The sequence below is a fragment of the Bacteroides sp. PHL 2737 genome (assembly GCF_004115325.2).
Classification (GTDB): domain Bacteria; phylum Bacteroidota; class Bacteroidia; order Bacteroidales; family Bacteroidaceae; genus Bacteroides; species Bacteroides hominis.
Genome location: NZ_CP040630.1, coordinates 4,016,957 through 4,040,156 on the forward strand (window position 1 = coordinate 4,016,957; position 23,200 = coordinate 4,040,156).

General features: G+C 40.5%; 21 protein-coding genes, 1 pseudogene and 1 CRISPR repeat array. Of the genes and pseudogenes, 6 read left to right on the plus strand and 16 right to left on the minus strand.

Annotation, left to right across the window (positions count from 1 at the left end):
* Positions 1–88: 88 nt before the first annotated feature.
* Together rlmD and DBK98_RS16615 are read left to right on the plus strand one after the other, a co-directional pair.
* Positions 89–1,507 carry a 23S rRNA (uracil(1939)-C(5))-methyltransferase RlmD gene (gene rlmD / locus DBK98_RS16610; protein ID WP_005806432.1) on the plus strand — a complete coding sequence of 473 codons (1,419 nt, stop codon included), beginning with the start codon at positions 89–91 and terminating at the stop codon, positions 1,505–1,507.
* A gap of 10 nt (positions 1,508–1,517) precedes the next feature.
* Positions 1,518–2,435 (plus strand): RluA family pseudouridine synthase, encoded by a 918-nt coding sequence (locus tag DBK98_RS16615; RefSeq protein ID WP_005806435.1) that lies wholly within the window; start codon positions 1,518–1,520, stop codon positions 2,433–2,435.
* A gap of 68 nt (positions 2,436–2,503) precedes the next feature.
* Here DBK98_RS16615 and DBK98_RS16620 read toward each other — a convergent pair whose 3' ends face one another.
* The 10 genes and pseudogenes from DBK98_RS16620 to cas6 form a co-directional block, all read right to left on the minus strand.
* A complete protein-coding gene (locus tag DBK98_RS16620; protein WP_005778083.1) occupies positions 2,504–2,908 on the minus strand; it encodes a hypothetical protein in 405 nt (134 codons plus the stop codon).
* A gap of 21 nt (positions 2,909–2,929) precedes the next feature.
* Positions 2,930–3,373 (minus strand): hypothetical protein, encoded by a 444-nt coding sequence (locus DBK98_RS16625; RefSeq protein WP_005806437.1) that lies wholly within the window; start codon positions 3,371–3,373, stop codon positions 2,930–2,932.
* A gap of 163 nt (positions 3,374–3,536) precedes the next feature.
* Positions 3,537–5,167: direct repeats of the CRISPR family, unit length 29 nt; unit sequence GTTTCAATTCCATAAGGTACAATTAACAC.
* Positions 5,168–5,380: 213 nt separating this feature from the next.
* The gene (gene cas2, locus DBK98_RS16630) at positions 5,381–5,644 is read right to left on the minus strand and encodes a CRISPR-associated endonuclease Cas2 (RefSeq protein WP_005806443.1); all 264 of its coding nucleotides are present in this window, start codon (positions 5,642–5,644) and stop codon (positions 5,381–5,383) included.
* Positions 5,645–5,646: 2 nt separating this feature from the next.
* Positions 5,647–6,725: pseudogene (gene cas1b / locus DBK98_RS16635) on the minus strand (type I-B CRISPR-associated endonuclease Cas1b).
* Positions 6,722–7,234 (minus strand): CRISPR-associated protein Cas4, encoded by a 513-nt coding sequence (gene cas4 / locus DBK98_RS16640; protein WP_005806448.1) that lies wholly within the window; start codon positions 7,232–7,234, stop codon positions 6,722–6,724. The pseudogene cas1b and the gene cas4 overlap by 4 nt, the downstream one beginning before the upstream one ends.
* 64 nt (positions 7,235–7,298) lie before the next feature.
* Entirely contained in the window at positions 7,299–8,357 is a 1,059-nt protein-coding gene (locus DBK98_RS16645) for a hypothetical protein (protein ID WP_005806450.1), read from the minus strand.
* 12 nt (positions 8,358–8,369) lie between these two features.
* On the minus strand, positions 8,370–9,695 hold the full coding sequence (locus DBK98_RS16650; protein ID WP_005806451.1) for a hypothetical protein: 1,326 nt from the start codon (positions 9,693–9,695) through the stop codon (positions 8,370–8,372).
* A 3-nt stretch (positions 9,696–9,698) separates the two neighbouring features.
* Positions 9,699–11,858, minus strand: a complete 2,160-nt coding sequence (locus DBK98_RS16655) for a CRISPR-associated helicase/endonuclease Cas3 (RefSeq protein WP_005806453.1) — start codon at positions 11,856–11,858, stop codon at positions 9,699–9,701.
* Positions 11,848–12,411 (minus strand): hypothetical protein, encoded by a 564-nt coding sequence (locus tag DBK98_RS16660; protein ID WP_005806454.1) that lies wholly within the window; start codon positions 12,409–12,411, stop codon positions 11,848–11,850. Before DBK98_RS16660 ends, DBK98_RS16655 begins: the two co-directional genes overlap by 11 nt.
* A gap of 11 nt (positions 12,412–12,422) precedes the next feature.
* The gene (cas6, locus tag DBK98_RS16665; protein WP_005806456.1) at positions 12,423–13,094 is read right to left on the minus strand and encodes a CRISPR-associated endoribonuclease Cas6; all 672 of its coding nucleotides are present in this window, start codon (positions 13,092–13,094) and stop codon (positions 12,423–12,425) included.
* Between the two features lie 403 nt (positions 13,095–13,497).
* Between cas6 and map the strand changes: the two genes are divergently transcribed.
* From map to DBK98_RS16680, 3 genes are read left to right on the plus strand one after another with little or no spacing between them, the layout of a single operon-like run.
* Complete coding sequence (gene map, locus DBK98_RS16670) at positions 13,498–14,352, plus strand: type I methionyl aminopeptidase (protein WP_005806458.1); 855 nt, start codon at positions 13,498–13,500, stop codon at positions 14,350–14,352.
* On the plus strand, positions 14,353–15,579 hold the full coding sequence (locus DBK98_RS16675; RefSeq protein WP_033572484.1) for a DNA recombination protein RmuC: 1,227 nt from the start codon (positions 14,353–14,355) through the stop codon (positions 15,577–15,579).
* A 26-nt stretch (positions 15,580–15,605) separates the two neighbouring features.
* Positions 15,606–16,352 (plus strand): DUF169 domain-containing protein, encoded by a 747-nt coding sequence (locus DBK98_RS16680; RefSeq protein ID WP_005806462.1) that lies wholly within the window; start codon positions 15,606–15,608, stop codon positions 16,350–16,352.
* Positions 16,353–16,550: 198 nt separating this feature from the next.
* Here the strand turns inward: DBK98_RS16680 and nhaA are convergent, their stop codons facing one another.
* The 5 genes from nhaA to DBK98_RS16705 form a co-directional block, all read right to left on the minus strand.
* Complete coding sequence (gene nhaA / locus DBK98_RS16685; protein WP_005820467.1) at positions 16,551–17,864, minus strand: Na+/H+ antiporter NhaA; 1,314 nt, start codon at positions 17,862–17,864, stop codon at positions 16,551–16,553.
* Between the two features lie 44 nt (positions 17,865–17,908).
* Entirely contained in the window at positions 17,909–19,087 is a 1,179-nt protein-coding gene (locus tag DBK98_RS16690; RefSeq protein WP_005806466.1) for a sodium:proton antiporter, read from the minus strand.
* Positions 19,088–19,231: 144 nt separating this feature from the next.
* Positions 19,232–21,013 carry a translation elongation factor 4 gene (gene lepA / locus DBK98_RS16695; protein WP_005806468.1) on the minus strand — a complete coding sequence of 594 codons (1,782 nt, stop codon included), beginning with the start codon at positions 21,011–21,013 and terminating at the stop codon, positions 19,232–19,234.
* Between the two features lie 125 nt (positions 21,014–21,138).
* Positions 21,139–21,339, minus strand: a complete 201-nt coding sequence (locus DBK98_RS16700; protein WP_005778103.1) for a winged helix-turn-helix domain-containing protein — start codon at positions 21,337–21,339, stop codon at positions 21,139–21,141.
* A 146-nt stretch (positions 21,340–21,485) separates the two neighbouring features.
* The gene (locus tag DBK98_RS16705; protein ID WP_005806471.1) at positions 21,486–21,950 is read right to left on the minus strand and encodes a C-GCAxxG-C-C family protein; all 465 of its coding nucleotides are present in this window, start codon (positions 21,948–21,950) and stop codon (positions 21,486–21,488) included.
* Between the two features lie 70 nt (positions 21,951–22,020).
* On the opposite strand from DBK98_RS16705, the gene DBK98_RS16710 reads away from it, so the two are divergent.
* A complete protein-coding gene (locus DBK98_RS16710; protein ID WP_032536724.1) occupies positions 22,021–22,431 on the plus strand; it encodes a secondary thiamine-phosphate synthase enzyme YjbQ in 411 nt (136 codons plus the stop codon).
* A gap of 1 nt (position 22,432) precedes the next feature.
* On the opposite strand, the gene DBK98_RS16715 is transcribed toward DBK98_RS16710, so the two are convergent.
* Positions 22,433–23,194, minus strand: coding sequence for an exodeoxyribonuclease III (locus DBK98_RS16715; RefSeq protein WP_005778108.1), 762 nt, complete (start codon positions 23,192–23,194; stop codon positions 22,433–22,435).
* Positions 23,195–23,200 lie beyond the last annotated feature (6 nt).

Below are 23,200 nucleotides of genomic sequence, written 5' to 3' on the forward strand. Positions count from 1 at the left end.
GATTTTATTAATATGGCGTAGAATGGTGATTTTATATATTCACGCTTTATACATAAAGAAATCATTTTAATATAATTCAAGGAGTATTGTGGCTAGAAAGAAAAAAGAACTTCCCCTGCTGGAGAAGGTGACAATAACGGATGTGGCTGCCGAAGGAAAAGCCATCGCAAAAGTAAATGACCTGGTAGTTTTTGTGCCTTACGTAGTGCCGGGCGATGTGGTGGATCTGCAAGTCAAAAGAAAAAAGAATAAATATGCCGAGGCCGAAGCGGTGAAGTTTCACGAACTCTCGCCGATACGTGCCGTTCCTTTTTGCCAACACTATGGCGTATGCGGCGGATGCAAATGGCAGGTATTGCCTTACGCCGAACAAATCAAATACAAACAGAAACAGGTGGAAGATAACCTCCGTCGCATCGGCAAGATCGAATTACCGGAGATCTCTCCTATCCTGGGATCTGCCAAAACCGAATTTTATCGGAACAAACTGGAATTTACCTTCTCAAACAAACGCTGGCTGACAGCAGAAGAAGTGAAACAGGATGTAAAGTACGACCAGATGAATGCAGTGGGATTCCATATCCCGGGAGCATTCGACAAAGTACTGGCTATCGAAAAGTGTTGGTTACAAGACGATATTTCCAATCGCATCCGAAACACAATCCGTGATTATGCTTACGAGCACAATTACTCTTTCATCAACCTTCGTTCACAGGAAGGAATGCTCCGCAACATGATTGTGCGTACTTCAAGTACCGGCGAACTGATGGTAATTCTGATTTGTAAAATTACCGAAGAGCATGAAATGGATCTCTTCAAGCAGTTATTGCAGTATGTGGCCGACCAATTTCCGGAAATAACCTCTCTCCTATACATTATTAATAATAAATGCAACGACACCATCAATGATCTCGATGTACACGTATTCCGTGGCAACGACCATATCTTTGAAGAGATGGAGGGCCTGCGTTTCAAAGTGGGACCGAAATCGTTCTATCAGACCAATTCGGGGCAGGCATACAACCTCTATAAGGTAGCGCGCGACTTTGCCGGATTAACGGGTGGCGAACTGGTGTATGACCTGTATACCGGAACAGGAACCATTGCTAACTTTGTATCGCGACAGGCACGGCAAGTGATTGGCATCGAATACGTGCCCGAAGCCATTGAAGATGCGAAAGTAAATGCGGAAATTAATGGAATAGAGAATACGTTGTTCTTTGCCGGAGACATGAAGGATATCCTGACTCAGGACTTCATCAATCAGTATGGACGTCCGGACGTAATTATCACCGATCCTCCCCGGGCAGGAATGCATCAGGATGTGGTAGACGTAATCTTGTTTGCCGAACCAAAACGAATTGTATATGTTAGTTGTAATCCGGCAACGCAAGCCCGTGATCTTCAGTTGCTCGACGTTAAATACCGTGTGAAAGCAGTGCAACCGGTAGATATGTTCCCACATACCCATCACGTGGAAAACGTAGTGCTGCTCGAACTTAAATAAGGAAACGAATATGAAAAGAATGAAACGAACTCCGGCCGAAAAGGCACGTGCGCAATATACAGGTTATCTGGTGAAAGAGCCTATGGAACTAATGGACTTCCTCGCAGCGAAAATGCCTGATGCCAGCCGTACCAAATTAAAGTCACTACTCAGCAAACGAATCGTACTGGTTGACAATGTGATTACGACACAATTCAACTTCCCTCTGCAACCTGGCATGAAAGTGCTTATCAGCAAAGATAAGAATAAAAAGGAATTCCGTCATCCGCTGCTGAAAATCGTCTATGAAGACGCTTATATCATCGTAGTAGAGAAAAAAGAAGGCTTACTCTCTGTTGGCACCGACCGGCAGAAGGAACGCACAGCACAGCATATCTTAAGTGAATATGTGGGGCGTTCGGGGCGTGGAAACCGTATTTTTGTAGTTCATCGTCTGGATCGTGACACCTCAGGATTGATGATGTTTGCCAAAGATGAAAAGACACAACGTACACTGCGTGACCACTGGCATGACATCGTGACGGACCGTCGTTATGTAGCAGTAGTTACCGGCGAGATGGAAAAGGACAGCAACACCGTCGTATCCTGGTTGACAGACCGTACCTTATATGTCAGTTCAAGCAGCTACGATGACGGTGGTTCCAAATCAATCACCCACTATCGCACTATCAAACGCGCCAATGGATATTCATTGGTAGAACTGCGACTGGAAACCGGACGTAAAAATCAGATACGTGTACATATGCAGGATTTAGGGCATCCTCTGATCGGAGACGGGCGTTACGGTATCGACGGCGGTCCCAATCCTCTCGGGCGTCTGGCATTGCATGCTTTCAAACTTTGTTTCTATCATCCGGTAACAGATCAGCTGATGGAATTTGAAACTCCTTATCCTCCGGCATTCAAGAAATTGTTTCTCAGAAAATGATACTAAAATGGGCGTGAAACAACTATTTCACGCCCATTTTGATATATCCCACCTGTCAAATATAAGTATTATTCCATCCTAAGCTCAAAATTAAATCCCGGTGCATTGTCCGAAAGATAAAAGATACCGCTCAGCCGATCTCCGTATACTCTTACGTCATCCATAAAAGAAATACCGTTAGTTCCGTAATCCAACACTAAATTACGATTATAAGAGTCGCCCCAATACCACCGGAAACGATACTGATCATACAAAGCGCCGTCAGAAGCATAAAACTGGGTTTCCACCCCAAAACCGTCAAGCCCGAATTCAAAGGTACTAAACAAGGCTTCACCGTTATCGGCATTCATCCCCACATCTCCTGTCCATGCCCGTCCGGCAATGACATATTCAATCTCTCCCTGATCGTCTTCACAAGATGCCAGTCCGACAGCCAGCAGCAGTACCAGCAGAATCTTTAAATAGCCTTTCATCTTTCTATCTCCTTTTCTAAATTAGTTTCTGTTGTATTTTGAATCAACAAATACAACGACCTTTCCGTTCAGCTTTCCGGAAAGATTATGTTCGCGCACCCACACATTATCAAAATAAGTCATCCCGTTTACGCCATAGTCAAAAACAATTCCTTCCATCGAATCGTCTATCCAGGACCAAGTCAGATTATTTGTTTCTGTCCGGTAAGGTTGGTTTTCATTCAAATGATAATAGGCATAAGTTTCTGCCAGCCGTCCGCTATCATCAAACTTCAATGTATGGCGCACCCATTCATCCGCATCATTTTTATCAGAATCATTCACCCAAGTCTTTCCGCATAACTTTGCATTACTGTTTCGCAAATAATCATCTGAATAATACTTGTCGCCACAAGAGCTCAAGCCTACTATAGCTACCAATAAAAGCAGCGTCTTCATAAAATTCAATGTCTTCATAAGTGTCATTTGTCATTAAATTAATAATACAAGGGACAAATATAAGGATTGTTTTCTAATAAAAAGGAAATAGAATTAATAAAAACATTTCCCAAAAGATAATGAGAGAATATGCTAGCAAGAAAAAAAAATTCATTCTATTAAGCCAATCTTATAAATATACATCTTCCTTAGTCCAATTCCATAAGGTACAATTAATACCCTGTCATTTTATCTTTATTTTGCTTTTTTCTCAGGTTTCAATTCCATAAGGTACAATTAACACATCAAGTTTAAGTTCATCTCTCAGGAACGTTACTGTTTCAATTCCATAAGGTACAATTAACACTATTGAGCTACCGTTCCACTTCATCACTCCGACAGGTTTCAATTCCATAAGGTACAATTAACACAATGAGTAAATCTTTTTTAACCTTTATGATTCTATCGTTTCAATTCCATAAGGTACAATTAACACATCATCAACCACAGACGCATACTTAGACTTATTAAGTGTTTCAATTCCATAAGGTACAATTAACACGTTTTAGACAGTTTGTTTCTAAGAGCTGGCGATTGTTTCAATTCCATAAGGTACAATTAACACTTGATTGCAGAGGTTGACAAAAAACCTGTTTAATAGTTTCAATTCCATAAGGTACAATTAACACAAATTTGATGAAAAATGAGTAGTTTATTTTCGTAGTTTCAATTCCATAAGGTACAATTAACACTAAATTTGATGAAAAATGAGTAATTTGTTTTCGTAGTTTCAATTCCATAAGGTACAATTAACACGATGGATCGTTGGTCCCAAGACCCTGTTAAAGCTCGTGTTTCAATTCCATAAGGTACAATTAACACAACCACAAATACGGGTCGAACGATGTGCTTGCATGTTTCAATTCCATAAGGTACAATTAACACCATGAATAAAGCGTCTTTTCTTATAATAAATAAGCGTTTCAATTCCATAAGGTACAATTAACACGAGTAAAAACTAAAGACAATTAACGACCTCTACGTGTTTCAATTCCATAAGGTACAATTAACACAAACCGATCAGTAAAACGATCAATAACATGAAAGTGTTTCAATTCCATAAGGTACAATTAACACTCAACCGAAGTTCCTCAGGTGCATAATACAAAGAAGTTTCAATTCCATAAGGTACAATTAACACATATCGTGAATCAAAAGAATCACTTTTTTTAAAGGTTTCAATTCCATAAGGTACAATTAACACTTTTCTAAGCGTTTGTATTTTTTGATTCGTCGATATTGTTTCAATTCCATAAGGTACAATTAACACTTTGCCACAGGAAAAACAGATAGCTCTTTCTACTCTGTTTCAATTCCATAAGGTACAATTAACACCCTGTTTAGTTATGGAAGTTAAGAATTTTTATTTGTTTCAATTCCATAAGGTACAATTAACACGGTTATCGTTCTCGTTTTGTAAATCATGCTGTTGGGTTTCAATTCCATAAGGTACAATTAACACGAATTAACAATAAGAGGCTTACCAAAAGCACTACGTAAGTTTCAATTCCATAAGGTACAATTAACACGAAATACCACCTGCACGAATACCAGCCATAAAAGTGTTTCAATTCCATAAGGTACAATTAACACACCTCATCAATGAATCCGAACTTTGCAAGGACTTGGTTTCAATTCCATAAGGTACAATTAACACACAATTGTTAAACCTAAAAGGTCGCATATCAATGTTTCAATTCCATAAGGTACAATTAACACAACTAATTGAAGCAGAACCAGAAGCAGCATAATTGTTTCAATTCCATAAGGTACAATTAACACTCTGTCCATCAACCAACGCAATCACTTAGTAATAAGACAAATACTTTTTAGAAAAAATACTTTTATTTAGAAATAATGCGTCGATCAAGAATAATATAAAAAACATGGGTTAGCGACATAGGCGCTAAACATCTATGTATCAACACGTCATAGAGCGTTTCGGTTGCATTATCATTGAATAATTCACAATAACGATCCACTTCGACAACCGTTTCACAAAAAATTATCGATGTTAGAAAGTTCTTTACCCACTATTTCCTTCTCCAAAGAGCATTGAGTAGCCCCTTTAAAAATGATAATACAATCTTCTTCGGGATTCATAAACCCTTTTGCCAATAATAATAGCTCTTTTAAACGTACTTCCGAGAGTTCACCTTCAAACACAGAATTCTGGATCCAATTCAAATACCGACGACATAATCTCAACATCTTAGAAACTCTCCTTTCACCAAAATCATAAACTAAAATAACATACATATTTACCAATACATTTTAAACGGTTTATACTCCTCTATTTCCAATAAATGTTTTGCCAACTTATAGCACTCTAATTTTATCAAATGCTCGATGCCACTTGCGTCAGCTTCCGGTAACGACACAACTTATAGCACTCTAATTTTATCAAATGCCTGTAGCTGACATTACGGTTTAGGGTTCTGTGCTTTATTGTTTCAACCAACTTATCTTCAATTGCCTTTACAAAGATTTTTTTACCTGTTTGATTGAGCAAACATTTATTCAATTTCCAATCAAAATGCTTTTCTTGGATTTCCTTTTTATTTAAGACTTTAAATATAACCCTATCAATAATTACCGGTTTAAAGACCTCCGCAACATCCAATGCCAATGAGTAACGTCTTTCGCCTGGAGTATGCAAGAAGCTAATTGTTGGATTTAGTTGAGTCTGATGAATGGCACGCAAACACATAGTATAGCACATCATATTCCCAAAAGAGATAAGAGCGTTTACTTCATTTCTTGGAGGTTGCTTACTCCTACCACCCATCTCATAATCATTTAGAATCAAATTAAAAGCATCATAATAAGTTTGCCTTATCATACCCTCTAACCCCATTAATTCTTGAACACAAGTTGTTGCAGATAGCTGAGAAGCATACTTTTTAATTGCATCCATCAAATCCTCCATATCTTTACCACGACGATTGTAATATTGCAAGTTCTTTAGCATATTCCAAGACGCAGCTTCTATAAACTTCTGAGCAACTACAATCCTTTTTTTCTTATTTTGATAAGCAGAAGTTTGCGCCAAGATCATTTTCCCGGATAATAAAGAATCTTTGGGCATAAAAGATCCGGTGTAATTTTGATAATAATCAAAAAAATGTACTGCAATATCTTTTTGTCCCAAAAAGTTGTATAAAGAGCTATTTGCACGTAATGAACCGAAGACATAGAACTCATTTATATCTTCAACTGGTAAATAACGAGGTTCCCCCACACTGTTTTCTGAACCATCTTCCGAAATCGGAGTAAACTTCAACGTATTGTCCTTACGCTCCAATTCTCCAGGATTGAATAGATAATAAGTTTTTTTCATTCAACATCCTCCCCACTATAGCAAAAATCAAAGTAACTACAATTCCTACAAATCCTCTTTCTCTCCAAAGAAGGACAAATATCAGAATCCATGATTCTTATGATATCTGTCTCCATTTCACTAATCTTTTCACGGTCTATTTCACTCAGCAACACTATATTCCTTTTTCTCAAAATAGGATACTCCAACACTCCTGTAACATCCATAATACCATTTCTTTCAAACACATAAATATAGTATTTTAACTGCCATTCGTGCGCAATATCTACCTTATCTGATTTTTTGATTTCATGAATTGTCTTATGTAAAGCATCATAATAGTCTACTTTAATGCCATCTATCTCTATCTCTTCATATTTGGAAGAACGTTGAGGATATGAGTTTTCATGAATCAACTTTCCATCATAAACTAAATCGGATGTATGCTCCATGCGTATGCCGTTGGCAAACAACCAAAGTTTCCGTTTACAAACCTGATAATAATTGAAATGTGTACCTATCAAATTCATATATAGCTTTTTTATTTCATAGGTGAGGTAGATGATCTCCCTCACCTAATAAAACTAACATACCCTATTTCTGAGTTTCGTAATCAAAAGCAGTCAATAATGCAATCAATTTTGCTTCTGCCTTTTGCAAAGCGTCTGCCGACTCATTCTCGGTCACGACATAGCCAGAACAGGGTAAAGTAACAAACAATTCTGCACCGGCTGCTTCATCTATCACTGGTTTAGCCTGAGGTTTATCCGGATTATTATCCAATAATTTCGCACGAATTGCCCCAGCCAAAGTATTAGCATTATCGCTAATAGCCACGGCCAATGTTTCCATTAAGCTAAATGTTCGGGATTGATTACTAGAGATTCTCCAATTGACAAGCGCTTTTGCAATAGCAGGAATCACTTTTAATCTTTCCACTTCAGGCATTATCAGACATTCTCCAAATACATTTTGAGTGATTCCCCAACCTTTTTCCTTAAGCTCTTGTATTTTTTCTTTAGAAAGCTCCGGTTCCAATTGGTTAGTAGACACCGTGAACAAGGTTCGCATATCAATAGCTACATCATATACAAAAAGTCCGGTTGCTCTACTGTTTTCAGGAATCCATTTACGGTAAAGGCTTCTATCTGTATCTACCAGCAGCTCTTCTATTTGCTCTTCAGTCATAGGCTTTCCCGAAGAATCCCGAACTATTACTTTATGCAATTCTGGTCGATCACTTCTGTCAAATGTAGCGTTCTCTATAAAACGTCCACCTAACAAAGGATGCAATGGACGCATAGCAGAAATAGAAAAAGGACTCCTTCTTTTAAGAGTGCGCTCTTTACCTCCTTTAGCAGCTTTCATCCATCCTCCAAGAAGTTGATCAAAGTATTGAGGATCACATAATGACAACACTTCTCCTTCTCCTAATGTGTTTTTATTAACATCAAAAACAAAAGTAACAGGAGAAGGTTCTGCTTGCAATTCATCGTTGATGGCATTAAGAATACTTCGTTTCACCTGTTGACCGCTTGAATAAGGTGCCCACACATTAAATACCGGATCCCAATATCTCTTTTGTCCATTCTCTACACAAAACACAGATAGGTCGACATGACGTAATCCTCTTAAATAAATATACGGTTTCATAGTTTTATTTTATTATTTGTTTAACAATGCATATTGAAATCGGATCAATGTATTGAAATAAGGAAAATTATCTTTAGGCATTTCATGAAGTACCTTTCCCATATTTCTATACCCTTCTACTTCTTTCTCATTTTCTATAATAGGAATCAAATTATTCAAAAATTGCTTGGCTGATACTGAAGCAAATAATTGGCCAACCTGATTCATTCTATCTCTTTTCATTTTACCGGCATCCGCTTCATATTGCAACAGCAATCTCGCGAATTCCTCAGACAAAGTCCATAATTTTTCATTATTCAACATAGCTAATATCCAAATTAAGTAAATATTGATTATTATTTTTTGTTCATTATCGTCTTTATACACAATTTTTTTTAGTCCTTTTCCCGTGGAAAAATAAGCCTTGAGCCCTTTAGGCTCCATAGCTGGTATACCGATCGTTCCAGCCTGACAAGCTATTCTTAACCCGAAAGCGGTTCCCAAAAGGCTTTCAATCTTTCTTCTATTATCGTTAAGTGCAGGTAATCCAAATACTTTAGAATATAGGTGTTCTATACTTATTATGTCCTGAAGTCTAAAAGGCATAAAGCCAATGGTTGTATTAGACTGTCCAATACTGTATAGATACCCGACCAAATTGTCTATTGGGAAATATCGGGCTATTCCCATAACGACCGGAACCCAAGAAATAGTAGGTAAATTGACAATTTCCCCTTCTACAGATACCACAGGATTCATGCCGGATGTCGGATTGTCAACATCATAAAGATAATCATCGTAACGATGCGTTATCCAATGCGCATTCCAAGTATTTATCTGATTTCCTTTCATCCACGGGTAACGCTCTAAATAATCACGATAATATTTCCATCCGTCAAAAATATCCAGAAGTATTTGTTCGTGGTTAAACGAGATGGTCAAACCTCCGGAGACCCCTACTCCTAGTCCAGCACCGATCCAAGACAAATATATATTTTCTTTATTGTCTGGAAAATCAATATTGGTAACCTGTCCGGTGGTAGCCGCAGTATTATCAGAAACTCCATATCCAACAGCAATACTCGCATCGGCCTCTTCAGATTCTATTTTTCGAATCATTTTATCAATCCTTGCCTGCCTTTGCTCTGGAGTTTCAAACGGCTTCTTACCTTTAATCATATCTTCCCAACTCAATTTAGGATTTTCAAGAGGAGAGTTTCCGGCAGTCATCATATATTTCTGATGATCGAAAAATAAAGGCACAAATTCTTCAATAAAAAAAGATTTGCCTGTATGCTCCTTTTGATACTTCCGATTATAAGCCTTCAAAAATATTTTTCCTATAGTTGTTGTATACATAGATCATAACATTTGATAATTAGTATCATAATTTTCAGCTCCCATTTTTGTTACATCCAAGCCTCTATCGGATGAATAAGCAATATCTGGAATCACAAACGGATGCGAACCATACGGAAATGTTTCAAGCTTTTTCCACCGCAACGAACTGTATCGCATCGGAATCTCCATCAAAATTCTTTCTTCAGCCGTAGCTTCACGATATTTTCCAGTGTCAGCATCCTCCTGCGTGATACAAGATACAGAATCAATATCCAACTTCTCAATAAAAGCGGATTTTGGTAAATGAAACAATTCTTTCAATCTCCATTTTCCATCCGCAAACGCAGCATCTAGACTCAGATCTATTACATTCACTTGAGGATATACCTGATCAATAAGCCTTTGCAAAGAAGATTCTTCCAACAAGCTATCCTGAGGTAATGCGTCATAACTGCGTTGTAGTATTTCTTGCGAATAAGGCAAACAATCTTCTTTTTTATCAGGAGGAGCTATCACATATATATGTTTCAAAGTTCTCTCTTCCTTGGGTTTTCGCTTACGATTAATACGTCCAAAACGCTGAATCAAAGCATCAATGGGTGCAGTTTCGGTTATCATCATATCAAAACTGATATCCAAACTAACTTCTACTACCTGAGTCGAAACAACGATGCAAGCCCGAGGCATTTTATTATAGGTGTCTTGCAATTCCTTTTCAAGCCTATTTCTATCCTTTCGTTTAAAACGACTATGTATCAACATCTTGTCTACTTCGGGATATAACTCATCTATTCTTTCAAAAAGAATCTGGGCATTCCTTACCCGATTACATACAATCAGTATTTTCTGGTCATTTTCTATCGCCTCCCTAAGCACAGGAAGAACAGAGTCAAAATCCGTCACTTTATGGACGATGTGCCGATTGAACGAATCAAGAACGGATGGCAACAATTCTACCTGTTGTGTCTTATCCCGACCTAAAATATCAAGAATCTTCTGTTCCAACTCTGATGGCATAGTTGCTGTCCCTACATGAATCCGGCATCCGATGTGTACAAGTACCTCAATCATAGTTAATATAATTGATTGCATTATATCGGAATAGGTATGAATCTCATCTAAAATGATATCGCACCCACACAAATCGAACAGAAGAGTTTCGTATCCTTTAGTACCCAAAGACACAGAAGCCAACTGATGGGGAGTCAAAACTTTTATGGATGCACCTATCTTATCCTGTATTACTTTTTCTTCCCAAGCTTTCTCGCCTTCAATCACCAAGCGAGACATGGAATGCAGTAATCTCACATCCTCTACCATTCCATTCAAGTCACGATGTATACGCTCGTACATAGCATTGATAGATGCTTGGAAAGGCAGAGTATAAAATATACGCCCTTGGCAACGCTTCAATAAAAAATCAGTTTTACCCGCACCGGTGGGAGCTTTAACAAATGTATGCTTTTTATTAGCCTCTGACAATACCTGCGATAGTGGATACAAGGGATGTTGACGATTGTAAAAACCTACATCAGGGATAGAGAATAAGGTAGGAATTCGTTCCTTGAATTCTTCCGTCGCAGATGCCAGATGATCCACTCCCATCAACAATCCTTTCCACTTGGACCATCCTTTTGGCTTTCTTCTACAATGTTCAATTGCATATCGATAGGCTTCCAATGCATCTTCTTCCGAAAGAAGTGAATCGGCAGATAGACCCGGAAAGTTCAGTTCTCTCAAAATCCCTATAGCGTCTACATTCCAAGATGGAAAACCAGCCACATGGTCACTAAAAGTGTTTTCTTCTCCATAATAGTCCTTTAAATCAAGAAGCCCACTACTGCTTCTATCTTTATAAACGGATTTGTGGTGTGCGATTATCATATCAATCACTTCTGGCCATAAACTCCGCTCTATCAGTTTTAAAAAGAACAAAGATGCTACTTCATGTCTGAAAACCTTTTCATAGGGCGTTTTTTCCCCTTTCAAACGTGCCTGAAAGAGTGGGCTTGCTTTACCTATATCGTGTAGTAAAGCGCCAATCTTAACTACATTTTCATCCATTCCAGCATAGCGAGCCGCTATCTGAGCAAAAAAAGCCACCGACTCTAAATGGGATTTAAGCGGAGTACCACCGTTACTCTCACTCTTAGCGAGAATATAATCGTATCTACTCCCCATATTTATGTACTTTTGTAGGGTTACCTACTATTTCTATCCACCCATACATTTCTTCATTATTTTTAAAACGATTGTAGCCAACAAGAAATGATTGCTCACTCTCACCGAAACGGAGTTCGTACCCTTCCAATTTATCAAATTCAGATATTGACAGTTCCTGAATATTTGATTCAGGCAAAAGAATATCTTCATTTCGACATAGGCAAATATGTTGCAAACTTGCTTTACAGGCATCCTCCAGTGTGGAAAAAGCAATATAAATAACAGGAGAAAGCATTACTCCCCGCCTTAAAATAGAGCGTTCCTTTACATATGTTTTTCCTTTCTTACTCCAAGCCTTAGCCTGCACCACTTCCTGTTGGAGATCTATGCCAGCGTAAGAGAGTTTATGTCTCATGATTGCAGTCACTTCCAACTTCTGCCTAATTCCTTCAATGATGGAAGGAGTCAGAAACTGCTGAGAATAAGTTTCTCCGCCACTGGCATCACGAACCGCAGTCCAAGGCTTAATAAAGCCAAAAGGTCCTGCATATTTTACTACATAATATTTCATATTTACACCTTTTAAATCAAAGCTCCATATCCGCTACCAGTTCCGTTCCCCAAACCAACTACCCAAGCAAACCTTTTACTAGTCTGAGTGCCATGAATAATAACCGGACACATATTGGCTATACTTTTGATACCATGAATAGTCACCATTTTCTTTTTCTTCTTTGAGTAGCTTATATCAAATTCTACTCTTAATGTATCGTCTTCCGGTAACCCAGCTTCCCTCATTTTATGTTTCAAGGTTTCTGTCATAAGTTGATTACTTTCCAGATCATCATAGAAATAATATTTATAGCCTATACCTTCTTCTATTCGCCGTTTAATAAATATAGGAGAAGCTAAAAAAAATCTTTGCGGCCCTTCTGTAAAAATAGAACTCTCAACAATAGTAATATCTTTCACACATAAGCCATAAAAGATTTCTGGATCCAACAGAATACTATCAATTATCTTCTTAAGATACTGATCTTCATAAAAGCTAATAAGCAATTCGGCTCCATTCGGAAATATATAGCCTTTTTTATTAACCATTACACCACCTAACAGCCATGAAAAAGAGTATAAAGATATCTTGTCATGCAATTCGTTATTTCCTAACCATTTATGAATTACTCCAATCAACTTCCCTTGATAATCAAAAGGAAGGATTTTCTTACTTGAAGTTGTTTCAATTCTTATTCTCATTTGTCATTCCATTTTTATGTGAAGAAAAGCATTTATTTTTTGACATGATAATTTCCAAGCATGTTATACAACATTCTTCTTAAATAGAATCAAGTAAACATACAGTTAAAAAGTTTCCTAATATAACTACGAAATACAAAAATCACTAATAATCAATTCAAAAAGAAAGCTTAAAACATGAATAGCCCGCAAGTTGTTTGATATATAAAGAATTTGCTAACTCACACTAAAGATCAAAGTATCCTTATGGAAGATTCCCCTAAAATAAAATGACAAAATGAGTTATTGAGTATTAATTGCTGCTTTTCACCTCCGATTCGCAGAAATAATCTTTCCCGATACACAGCATTTCCCCTTTTTATTCCCTACATTTGTGCTACGAATAAAAAATCAAGATAGTAAAATGAAAAAGTTTATTAAAGGAGTCCGGTTTACTCCTTCCAATTATCCGGATGAAATAGAAGATAAGATACAGAAATACAGAAAACAAGGCTATAAACTTCCCCCACGCAAAGTGCTCCGTACGCCGGAACAGATTGAAGGTATCCGTGAAAGTGCCAAAATCAATACGGCGCTGCTTGACCACATCGCGGAAAACATTCGTGAAGGAATGCCTACAGAAGAGATCGACCGGTTGGTTTATGATTTCACAACAGCTCACGGTGCTATTCCCGCCCCTCTCAATTATGAAGGATTCCCTAAAAGCGTCTGTACCAGTATCAATGATGTGGTATGCCACGGAATACCCAGTCCGACCGAATTTCTGCAAAGCGGAGATATAGTCAACGTGGACGTATCGACTATTTACAAAGGCTATTTCTCCGATGCATCACGTATGTTCATGATCGGTGAAGTCAGTCCGGAAAAACAAAGACTGGTGCAAGTTACCAGAGAGTGTATGGAAATCGGTATAGCAGCCGCACAGCCTTGGGCACGGTTAGGAGATGTGGGTGCCGCTATTCAGGAACATGCCGAGAAGAACGGTTATAGCGTGGTCCGTGACTTATGCGGGCACGGAGTAGGTATCAAATTCCATGAAGAACCCGACGTAGAACACTTCGGACGCCGGGGAACAGGAATGTTAATTCTTCCGGGCATGACTTTCACCATCGAACCGATGATCAATATGGGAACGTATGAGGTCTTTGTCGACTCTGCTGATGACTGGACAGTCTGCACAGACGACGGATTGCCGTCTGCACAATGGGAAAATATGATTCTGATTACTGAAACCGGAAACGAAATATTGACTTATTAAATGGAACTGACTCTCCTCTTGATTATTGCAGTCTTGCTGGTTGTCCAGCTTGTATTGACACTCACCCGCAACAATCGCTCGCAAAGCGAAGAGATGCAACGGGCATTGCGTCAACAAATGCAGGAAAACCGGGAAGAGTTGAATCGCAGCATTCGTGAGTTGCGCATGGAAATGACGCAAACCCTGAATCAGGGTTTACAACAGTTGCAGGACGCCATGCATAAGAACATGATGACTACCGGAGAACTGCAACGCCAGAAGTTCGACGCAATGGCACGTCAGCAGGAAACGCTGATACAGTCTACTGAGAAGCGTCTGGATGACATGCGCGTGATGGTTGAAGAGAAATTACAAAAGACTCTTAACGAACGTATCGGACACTCCTTCGAGATAGTCCGTTCGCAACTTGAAAACGTGCAAAAAGGCCTGGGAGAAATGAAGTCTCTCGCACAAGACGTGGGTGGTCTCAAGAAAGTTCTAAGCAACGTGAAAATGCGCGGGACTTTTGGAGAAGTCCAGTTAGGTGCTCTTCTGGAGCAGATGATGAGTCCCGAACAGTATGAAGCAAATGTCAAGACCAAGAAGAGCGGAACCGAATTTGTAGAGTTCGCCATCAAACTTCCCGGGAAAGACGATGCAAACAGTACCGTTTATCTGCCAATCGATGCAAAATTCCCAAAAGATGTTTACGAGCAATATTATGATGCCTTTGAGGCAGGTGACGCTGTACTGATGGAATCATGCGGGCGTCAACTGGAAACAACCATAAAAAAGATGGCAAAGGATATTCATGACAAGTATGTCGACCCGCCGTTTACAACGGACTTCGCCATCCTGTTCCTCCCCTTTGAAAGCATTTATGCAGAAGTAATCCGCCGCACAACTTTAGTGGAAACACTACAAAAGGATTTCAAGATTGTCGTAACCGGGCCAACTACTTTGGGAGCTATACTGAACAGCCTGCAAATGGGATTCCGGACACTTGCCATACAGAAACGTACTGGTGAAGTATGGACTGTACTGGGAGCCGTAAAAACTGAATTCGGAAAATTCGGAGGACTGCTTGAGAAGGTGCAGAAGAATCTGCAAAGTGCAGGTGACCAATTGGAAGAAGTAATGGGAAAACGCACCCGCGCCATCGAACGCAAGCTCCGGCAGGTCGAAGAGCTCCCACACGAAGAAAGCCGGAAAATCTTACCGATTGACGATGGCGGAGAAGATGATTAATTGATAAAACAACGAGATATAAGGTCATGGAAACAACACTTAAGGATCAGTTCATTACCTTGTGGGATACTTATTTTCCACAAGCCGGACTCCCCATAGCATTTGAATACTCGGCAGATACACAGAATCTTCCGGTAGTGGAAGCTCCGAAAGGACATCGGTGTATCATTGCCCAACTGACACAAGTACAACGAGGAAAAACTCTCTGTATACAGGCAGATTCTGTGGGATGCCGGGGTGGAAAACGGTATACAAGCTTTACGGACAAGATGTTCCCCGGGTTTGAATGTTTCCTTTCACACAATGGGCAAGGAGAAGGAGAACGATACAAACAAACGCCGGAATTGGCTGCGGAGGCTCTGGCACAGTTACCCGTACTTCCTATCAAGGGGGAAAACCTGATTTTCAAGCGTTGGGACAAACTGGAAGCAGAAGACACACCGGAAGCGGTTATTTTCTTTGCATCTGCCGATGTTCTCTCCGGATTGTTCACACTGGCTTGTTTTGACAATGCAGATCCTGATGCAGTGATTGCTCCTTTCGGTGCAGGCTGTGCCTCCATTATCTATCATCCGTACCGGGAACAACTGAACGGAACCAATCGGGCAGTGTTAGGATCATTCGACCCTTCGGCACGCAAATGTATGAAATCCGACCTTTTGTCTTTTGCCATTCCATTTAACAAATTCAAAAAAATGGTGTTGCAAATAGAAGAAAGCTTTCTGAAGACAGCTACGTGGGACGTAATCAAAAAAAGAATGGGTTCGTCATAATACTCCGGAAGTTCGCGGACAAACATCGCACCTTCTTTCCAGAATATGCGCATGATTTCTATTAAAAGGTTCTGATACCACAAAGATAATAAATCATTCAGAACAAACAACTGCAACCATTAGTTATTCAACTAATATCATAAGTTATTTAACTAACCTTAGCAGGAGATTAGAAGACTGCCTTATTATATAAGAAAATTATCTTTTCCGGGGCAAGACCCAATGCAAAACCAGATATCCCAATATACCTGCTATTACCGTACCGGACAAAACACCGAGTTTAGCTTGGTTCAACAATACGGGGTGAGTGGAGCCAAACGAAAGATTGGCAATAAAAAGTGATACCGTAAAACCAATGCCCCCCAATAATGCCACTCCGGATATGTTCTTCCAGTTCATCCCTAAAGGCATTGGAGTGAGTCCACTCTTGATGGCCAACCAGGTAAAAGAATAAATCCCAAGAAACTTGCCAGCCAACAGCCCCAGAGCAACCGCATAGGTAACTCCGCCAATGACCTCGCCTTCACCACTGAACATAACACCGGCATTGACAAAAGCAAATAATGGAAGAACAAGGTAATTCACCGCACCATGAAGATTATCTTCAAGTGATTGAAGCGGACTGATGACTCTGTCGGAAGCCGACTCAACCTCCTTCAGCTTAGCTATCTGCTGGTTGGTCAATACGATATTATTTGCTCCCATTTCGGGGAATGTACTGATAATACGCCGGATACGCTCAATATAAGTACCGACATTCAACTGAGGTTTAGCGGGAATGACAAAAGCCAGAATGACACCGGAAATCGTACTATGGATACCAGATTGCAGGAAAAGATACCAGATAACCACCCCAACGACTAAAAAGAAAATCTTATTAGTGGCTCCTTTCTTACCTATAAAATATAACAGTACGTAAAGTAATGCCGCCCATAACAAATACTCATAAGCCACATGTGAACTGTAAAAGATAGCAATCACCAAAATACCTCCTATATCATCGACTACCGCAAAAGCTGTAAGGAAGATTTTCAAACTTAGCGGCACACGCTTGCCCAACAGACTGAGTACTCCCAAGGAAAAGGCAATATCGGTCGCCATGGGGATAGCCAACCCTTGTCCTCCTTCAGTGCCCGGAGCACAAATCATGGAATAGATTACAACAGGCACTACCATTCCGCCACATGCGGCTATGAATGGCAGTGCAGCTTTACGAAACGAAGAAAGCTCACCTACCAGCAACTCCCTCTTAATCTCCAACCCGACCATCAGGAAAAAAATCGTCATCAATCCGTCATTGATGAACTCAATCATTGTCAGATTGTGTCCCGCATGCGAAAGTAAATTAAAGCCTCCGATACGGAAATGAAGTTCGTGCGACAAAAATTCCTGATACACCGGTGCCACAGGAGAGTTAGCAATTACCGCAGCAGCAATCGCTGTTACAAATAATAAAATACTCGCCGTAATATTCATCGACGAGAAATCCTTCATCGAACGTAAAACTGTCATAATATGTATTTATAGAATTAGGTTTAAGTAACTTTATACCTTTGCTAAGTTGTATAACTCCGCAATGCCAACTTCTTCACCCATAGAACAAAGATGCCGGTCAGGATCAGGTTTAACACGATCGTAAGCACTGAGATCACTAAAGCAGGGCCACCCAGATTGTATCCAAGGGCAATAAAAATAATTCCGGCTCCTACTTCACCACGGGTAAACATACCGATAGAAAGTGCCAGTCGTTCGCTGAACTTCCGGTCCCGGTAAAAGAATACGGGGAATAACTTACCTATGTTTGAAAGCAGTGAAACAATCAACACATGCAACGTTATCATTCCCCATGACATCATTTCCTGTGAGCCTGTCACCGAATGGGTTCCGGCATGCGTCTCTGCAAAGTTCACCCCAATAAAATGCGGCATACTGAGTCCGACTAAAAACATAAACAGGAACGAGACTCCCGTCGAAATTTTGTGCTCCACCGGAGTATCTATCTCTTTGTGTTTCATGATCATACCCAGAACAAAAGCCGGCAACAGCACTTCGATATGAATGCTGCCCTCTTCGCCATACAACTGCTTGCTGAAGTAATAAACAGCCTGTGTAGCAACAAAAACAAGTACCGAATAGCCCATTATCGCTTTCCAGTCCTGACGCCAGTTATATTTGCCCAACTGTTTCCAACCTAATGAAAGCAGCAAAAAGACGATAAAGATAACCACAATCAGTTGCCAGCGCATACCGATCATCATTATCTGCAGAGGAATCATCAATAAAATCGTATCAAGGTCATCGAAGATAGCCAGCACCTGAATCTTTTTATAAATCCAACTTGACTTAAGTCCGATAGCAGCGAGCATTGTGAAAAGGATACCTGCCGACGTAGGAGCGGCAAAACGGCTTAACAGCAAATTCTCTTTCCACGCCTCCCAACTATTCCAAAACTCAGGAGGAAGAAGTACAAACACATAATAAAGGGCAATCAGGAACCAAGGCATAGCGGCAGTAGCCATCGCAATAAAATAATCTTCAGCGTAACTTCGCCAACGGGTCTTATCTACTTCAAACTCACGCCCGACATTAATCATGATAAAACTCAGGCAGACATAAAGAAGAATACTAGATACAGTTTTTACAGCAGCATATCCTTCACCTGCCAATGATGGCAGGAATTGTGATAGTAAAAGGCCAATAATCAAAAAGGCCGAAAAAGACAGAACTTTTCTCATTTTTATTGTTTATCGTTGTTTTAAAGGCAATTGCCAGGGAAAGCTCTGCGGACAGATGGCAATTACCTGGTATATTAGAAACTGGCTGCAACGAAATTTGTTCAGAAAGATTTCTGCTTTTTATCACGTTGCAGCCCTTATTTCCTAATCCAGTTTAAGCACGGCAAGGAACGCCTTCTGCGGCACTTCCACGTTGCCGATCTGCTTCATACGTTTTTTTCCTTTTTTCTGCTTCTCAAGCAATTTACGTTTACGGCTGATATCACCTCCGTAACATTTCGCCGTAACATCTTTACGCACAGCCTTGATCGTCTCACGTGCTATGATTTTGGCACCGATGGCAGCTTGGATGGCAATCTCAAACTGCTGCCTCGGAATCAGTTCTTTCAATTTTTCACACATCCGGCGTCCCATATCGTAGGCATTATCGAAGTGAGTCAAGGTAGAAAGCGCGTCAACCGATTCGCCATTCAACAGAATATCCAGTTTCACCAACTTAGACGGACGGAAACCATCCGGATGATAATCAAACGAAGCATAACCTTTCGAGATACTCTTCAATCTGTCATAGAAGTCGATCACAATCTCGCCCAAAGGCATATTGTAAAACAGCTCGACGCGGTTTCCAGATATATATTCCTGCTTCAACAGCTCTCCCCGCTTGCCAAGGCAAAGCGTCATGATAGGTCCGATATAATCGGTAGTTGTAATAATGGAAGCTTTGATATAAGGCTCTTCTATGTGGTCAATCATTGTCGGATCGGGCATACCGCCGGGATTATGAACTTCCGTCATATTGCCTTGCTTATCGTAGATATGATAAGATACGTTAGGAACCGTAGTAATGACGTTCATATCGAACTCACGATCCAGACGCTCCTGTACAATTTCCATGTGAAGCAACCCCAGGAAACCGCAACGGAAACCGAATCCCAGCGCCAAAGAAGATTCCGGCTGGAAAGTCAACGAAGCATCGTTCAACTGCAACTTCTCAAGCGAAGCCCGCAGATCTTCAAATTCCTCGGCCTCAATAGGATAAACTCCGGCAAACACCATCGGCTTCACCTCTTCAAATCCGGCAATCGCTTTATCACAAGGACGGGCTACATGGGTAATCGTATCTCCCACTTTCACCTCTTTCGAGGTCTTAATACCGGAAATGATATATCCAACATCCCCCGTCCGTAATTCTTTACGGGGAACCATTTCCATCTTTAACACTCCAATTTCATCGGCAACGTATTCCTTTCCGGTATTAAAGAACTTCACTTTGTCCCCCGCACGGATAACTCCGTTCGTGATTTTGAAATAAGCTATAATTCCACGGAAGGAGTTGAATACAGAGTCGAAGATCAAAGCTTGCAACGGTGCGTCTTCATCACCTTTCGGATGAGGTATACGCTCTATTACTGCTGCCAGTATTTCTTCAACCCCCATACCCGTCTTACCGGATGCACGGATAATTTCATCCCTCTTGCATCCCAGCAACTCTACAATCTCGTCTTCCACCTCTTCGGGCATGGCACTCGCCATATCGCATTTATTAATGATCGGAATGATTTCAAGATCGTGCTCAATAGCCATATAAAGATTTGAGATGGTCTGTGCCTGGACCCCTTGTGATGCATCTACAATAAGCAACGCACCTTCACAGGCAGCTATCGAGCGGGACACTTCATACGAAAAGTCAACATGACCCGGAGTATCAATCAGGTTCAAAATATACTTTTCCCCCCTGTATGCATACTCCATCTGTATGGCGTGACTTTTAATTGTAATCCCCCTCTCCTTCTCCAGGTCCATATCATCAAGCATCTGCCCTTCTGTCACTTGAATGGTATTAGTGAACTCCAACAAGCGGTCCGCTAATGTTGATTTACCATGGTCGATATGAGCTATGATGCAAAAATTTCTGATTTTATCCATCTGATACTATTATCTTAATTTAATTTGGTGCGCAAATATACACAAATGCCAGAACATAAAAAAATGCGCTGATAACATATCATAATGTATCAACGCATTTTTTTATTGGGGAAGTAGCCCACTCCTTAGTTCAATGTAACGAAGATTTCACCTTCGATTTCCTGAGTAGAGATCTTGTCTTCTCTCAACAGCCATCCGAGGCCAAGGAACAAATCTTTATCTACCAACTTAGTCGCTTTCTTAATCTGCTTGGCAGTCAGTCCTTCTGTTCCATTCAGTGCATTCCAGATTTTACCTGCAATTTCACCTGCTTTTTCTTTCAACATTTGCTTTAGAAATTTTAGTTAGACATGAGTTAAAACCTGAACAAATCAGATTTTATTTCGGCTGCAAAGATAGTTATAATTATGTTATATAACAGATTATTAGTAAGTTTTTTCTCTTCTTTGTAATGAAAACATCAATTTAACAGCTATTTTTTCTGTTTTTCGAGATATTCAGCCCATATTCTGGCTGCTTCTTCTACCATTTTCGAACAAGGTCTTTTGGCATAGTACTGTTCTGTCCGGGCCTCCGGTTCGGATGAAACCGGCGCTTTCTTCTTTAAACCAAGCAGTTCGCCACAATTCAACGAACCATTTCGTTTCTTGAATTCGGCTGCAAGCTCTTGCACCAAAGCATAATTGGCAGCCTTCCCTTCACGATCGGCTCCGTCGACAGCTCCCTTCTCCAATCCGGCAAGCAGAAACATGCCACAAGCCGCTCCGCACGTTTCACGCATGCGCCCGATACCTCCACCGAACGAAGCAGCCATACGCAGTGCCTGTTCTTCAGTAAATCCATACATATCGGCAAACGCAGCTACTACAGACTGCGAACAATTATAACCGCTCTTAAAAAGCTCAGAGGCCCGGTTTATTCTATCTTCCAGTGTCATTTTATATCTTTTTAATTTCTTGCAAATTTATTAAAAAAGTATCTTTGCCGGCAACTAACCAATGATTTTTATGGCAACAACCTTCGACATACGACTGCCGCACTATCCGCGCGGCTTTCATCTGATCACTCATGACGTCCTCTCCCTTATCCCTGAATTACCGGAAAACGGACTGTTGGTCGTGTTCATCAAACACACCTCGGCAGGCATCACCATCAACGAGAATACAGATCCGGACGTGCGCCATGATTTTAATACGTTTTTCAACAAACTGGTACCCGATGGGGCACCTTACTTCATCCATACCGAAGAAGGACCGGATGATATGAGCGCACACATTAAGGCATCATTAATAGGAACATCGGTCACCATTCCCATCCGAAACCACCGGCTCAACCTCGGAACCTGGCAGGGCATTTACCTATGTGAGTTCCGTGACGGAGGAGACAGACGCAAACTGAGTATCACCATTCTCGAATAATTCAGCCGACTTCCAATGCCATCGGACAATGGTCGGAATGAACGGCATTGTTCAAGATAACGGCCTCTTTCAATAAAGAGCGCACCGGTTCGCTTACCATACAATAATCAATTCTCCACCCCTTGTTCTTAGCGCGTGAGTTGAAACGATAACTCCACCAGGTGTACTCTTGCTTTTCGGGATAAAGCGTGCGGAAGGAGTCGATAAACCCTGCGGACAGGAAGCGAGTCATCCATTCCCGTTCTTCAGGCAAGAAACCACTGTTGGTGGCATTACGTACAGGATCATGAATATCGATGGGTTCATGACAAATATTATAATCCCCGCAAAGAATCAGATTCGGACGGGATTTTCGCAGTTCGGTCACATACTTTTGGAACGCTTCAAGCCAAACCATCTTAAAAGCCTGACGTTCATCTCCGCTCGTACCCGAAGGATGATAAACACTTACCACCGACAAGTCGCCAAAATCCGCACGGATAAAACGCCCTTCATTATCATACTCTTCGATACCCATCCCATATTCGATGTGGTCGGGCTCGATTTTGGTCAATATGGCCACTCCGCTATACCCTTTCTTCTGTGCAGAGTAAAGATATGCTTTATATCCAAGCGCCTCGAATGCCTCTGCCGGATATTGGTCGGGTTGCAATTTGGTTTCCTGCAAACAAAGCACATCGGGATTCTCTTCTGCCAACCATTCGGGCAACCCTTTATTCACCGCGGCACGAAGTCCGTTCACGTTATAAGTTATAATTTTCATCGTCTA

Excerpts from the sequence above, each read along its gene's own strand:
- DBK98_RS16615 (WP_005806435.1), top strand. The coding sequence starts at position 1,518 with ATGAAAAGAATGAAACGAACTCCGGCCGAAAAGGCACGTGCGCAATAT.
- DBK98_RS16620 (WP_005778083.1), bottom strand. The coding sequence starts at position 2,908 with ATGAAAGGCTATTTAAAGATTCTGCTGGTACTGCTGCTGGCTGTCGGA.
- DBK98_RS16625 (WP_005806437.1), bottom strand. The coding sequence starts at position 3,373 with ATGACACTTATGAAGACATTGAATTTTATGAAGACGCTGCTTTTATTG.
- cas2 (WP_005806443.1), bottom strand. The coding sequence starts at position 5,644 with ATGTATGTTATTTTAGTTTATGATTTTGGTGAAAGGAGAGTTTCTAAG.
- cas4 (WP_005806448.1), bottom strand. The coding sequence starts at position 7,234 with ATGAATTTGATAGGTACACATTTCAATTATTATCAGGTTTGTAAACGG.
- DBK98_RS16645 (WP_005806450.1), bottom strand. The coding sequence starts at position 8,357 with ATGAAACCGTATATTTATTTAAGAGGATTACGTCATGTCGACCTATCT.
- DBK98_RS16650 (WP_005806451.1), bottom strand. The coding sequence starts at position 9,695 with ATGTATACAACAACTATAGGAAAAATATTTTTGAAGGCTTATAATCGG.
- DBK98_RS16655 (WP_005806453.1), bottom strand. The coding sequence starts at position 11,858 with ATGGGGAGTAGATACGATTATATTCTCGCTAAGAGTGAGAGTAACGGT.
- DBK98_RS16660 (WP_005806454.1), bottom strand. The coding sequence starts at position 12,411 with ATGAAATATTATGTAGTAAAATATGCAGGACCTTTTGGCTTTATTAAG.
- cas6 (WP_005806456.1), bottom strand. The coding sequence starts at position 13,094 with ATGAGAATAAGAATTGAAACAACTTCAAGTAAGAAAATCCTTCCTTTT.
- map (WP_005806458.1), top strand. The coding sequence starts at position 13,498 with ATGAAAAAGTTTATTAAAGGAGTCCGGTTTACTCCTTCCAATTATCCG.
- DBK98_RS16675 (WP_033572484.1), top strand. The coding sequence starts at position 14,353 with ATGGAACTGACTCTCCTCTTGATTATTGCAGTCTTGCTGGTTGTCCAG.
- DBK98_RS16680 (WP_005806462.1), top strand. The coding sequence starts at position 15,606 with ATGGAAACAACACTTAAGGATCAGTTCATTACCTTGTGGGATACTTAT.
- nhaA (WP_005820467.1), bottom strand. The coding sequence starts at position 17,864 with ATGACAGTTTTACGTTCGATGAAGGATTTCTCGTCGATGAATATTACG.
- DBK98_RS16690 (WP_005806466.1), bottom strand. The coding sequence starts at position 19,087 with ATGAGAAAAGTTCTGTCTTTTTCGGCCTTTTTGATTATTGGCCTTTTA.
- lepA (WP_005806468.1), bottom strand. The coding sequence starts at position 21,013 with ATGGATAAAATCAGAAATTTTTGCATCATAGCTCATATCGACCATGGT.
- DBK98_RS16700 (WP_005778103.1), bottom strand. The coding sequence starts at position 21,339 with ATGTTGAAAGAAAAAGCAGGTGAAATTGCAGGTAAAATCTGGAATGCA.
- DBK98_RS16705 (WP_005806471.1), bottom strand. The coding sequence starts at position 21,950 with ATGACACTGGAAGATAGAATAAACCGGGCCTCTGAGCTTTTTAAGAGC.
- DBK98_RS16710 (WP_032536724.1), top strand. The coding sequence starts at position 22,021 with ATGGCAACAACCTTCGACATACGACTGCCGCACTATCCGCGCGGCTTT.
- DBK98_RS16715 (WP_005778108.1), bottom strand. The coding sequence starts at position 23,194 with ATGAAAATTATAACTTATAACGTGAACGGACTTCGTGCCGCGGTGAAT.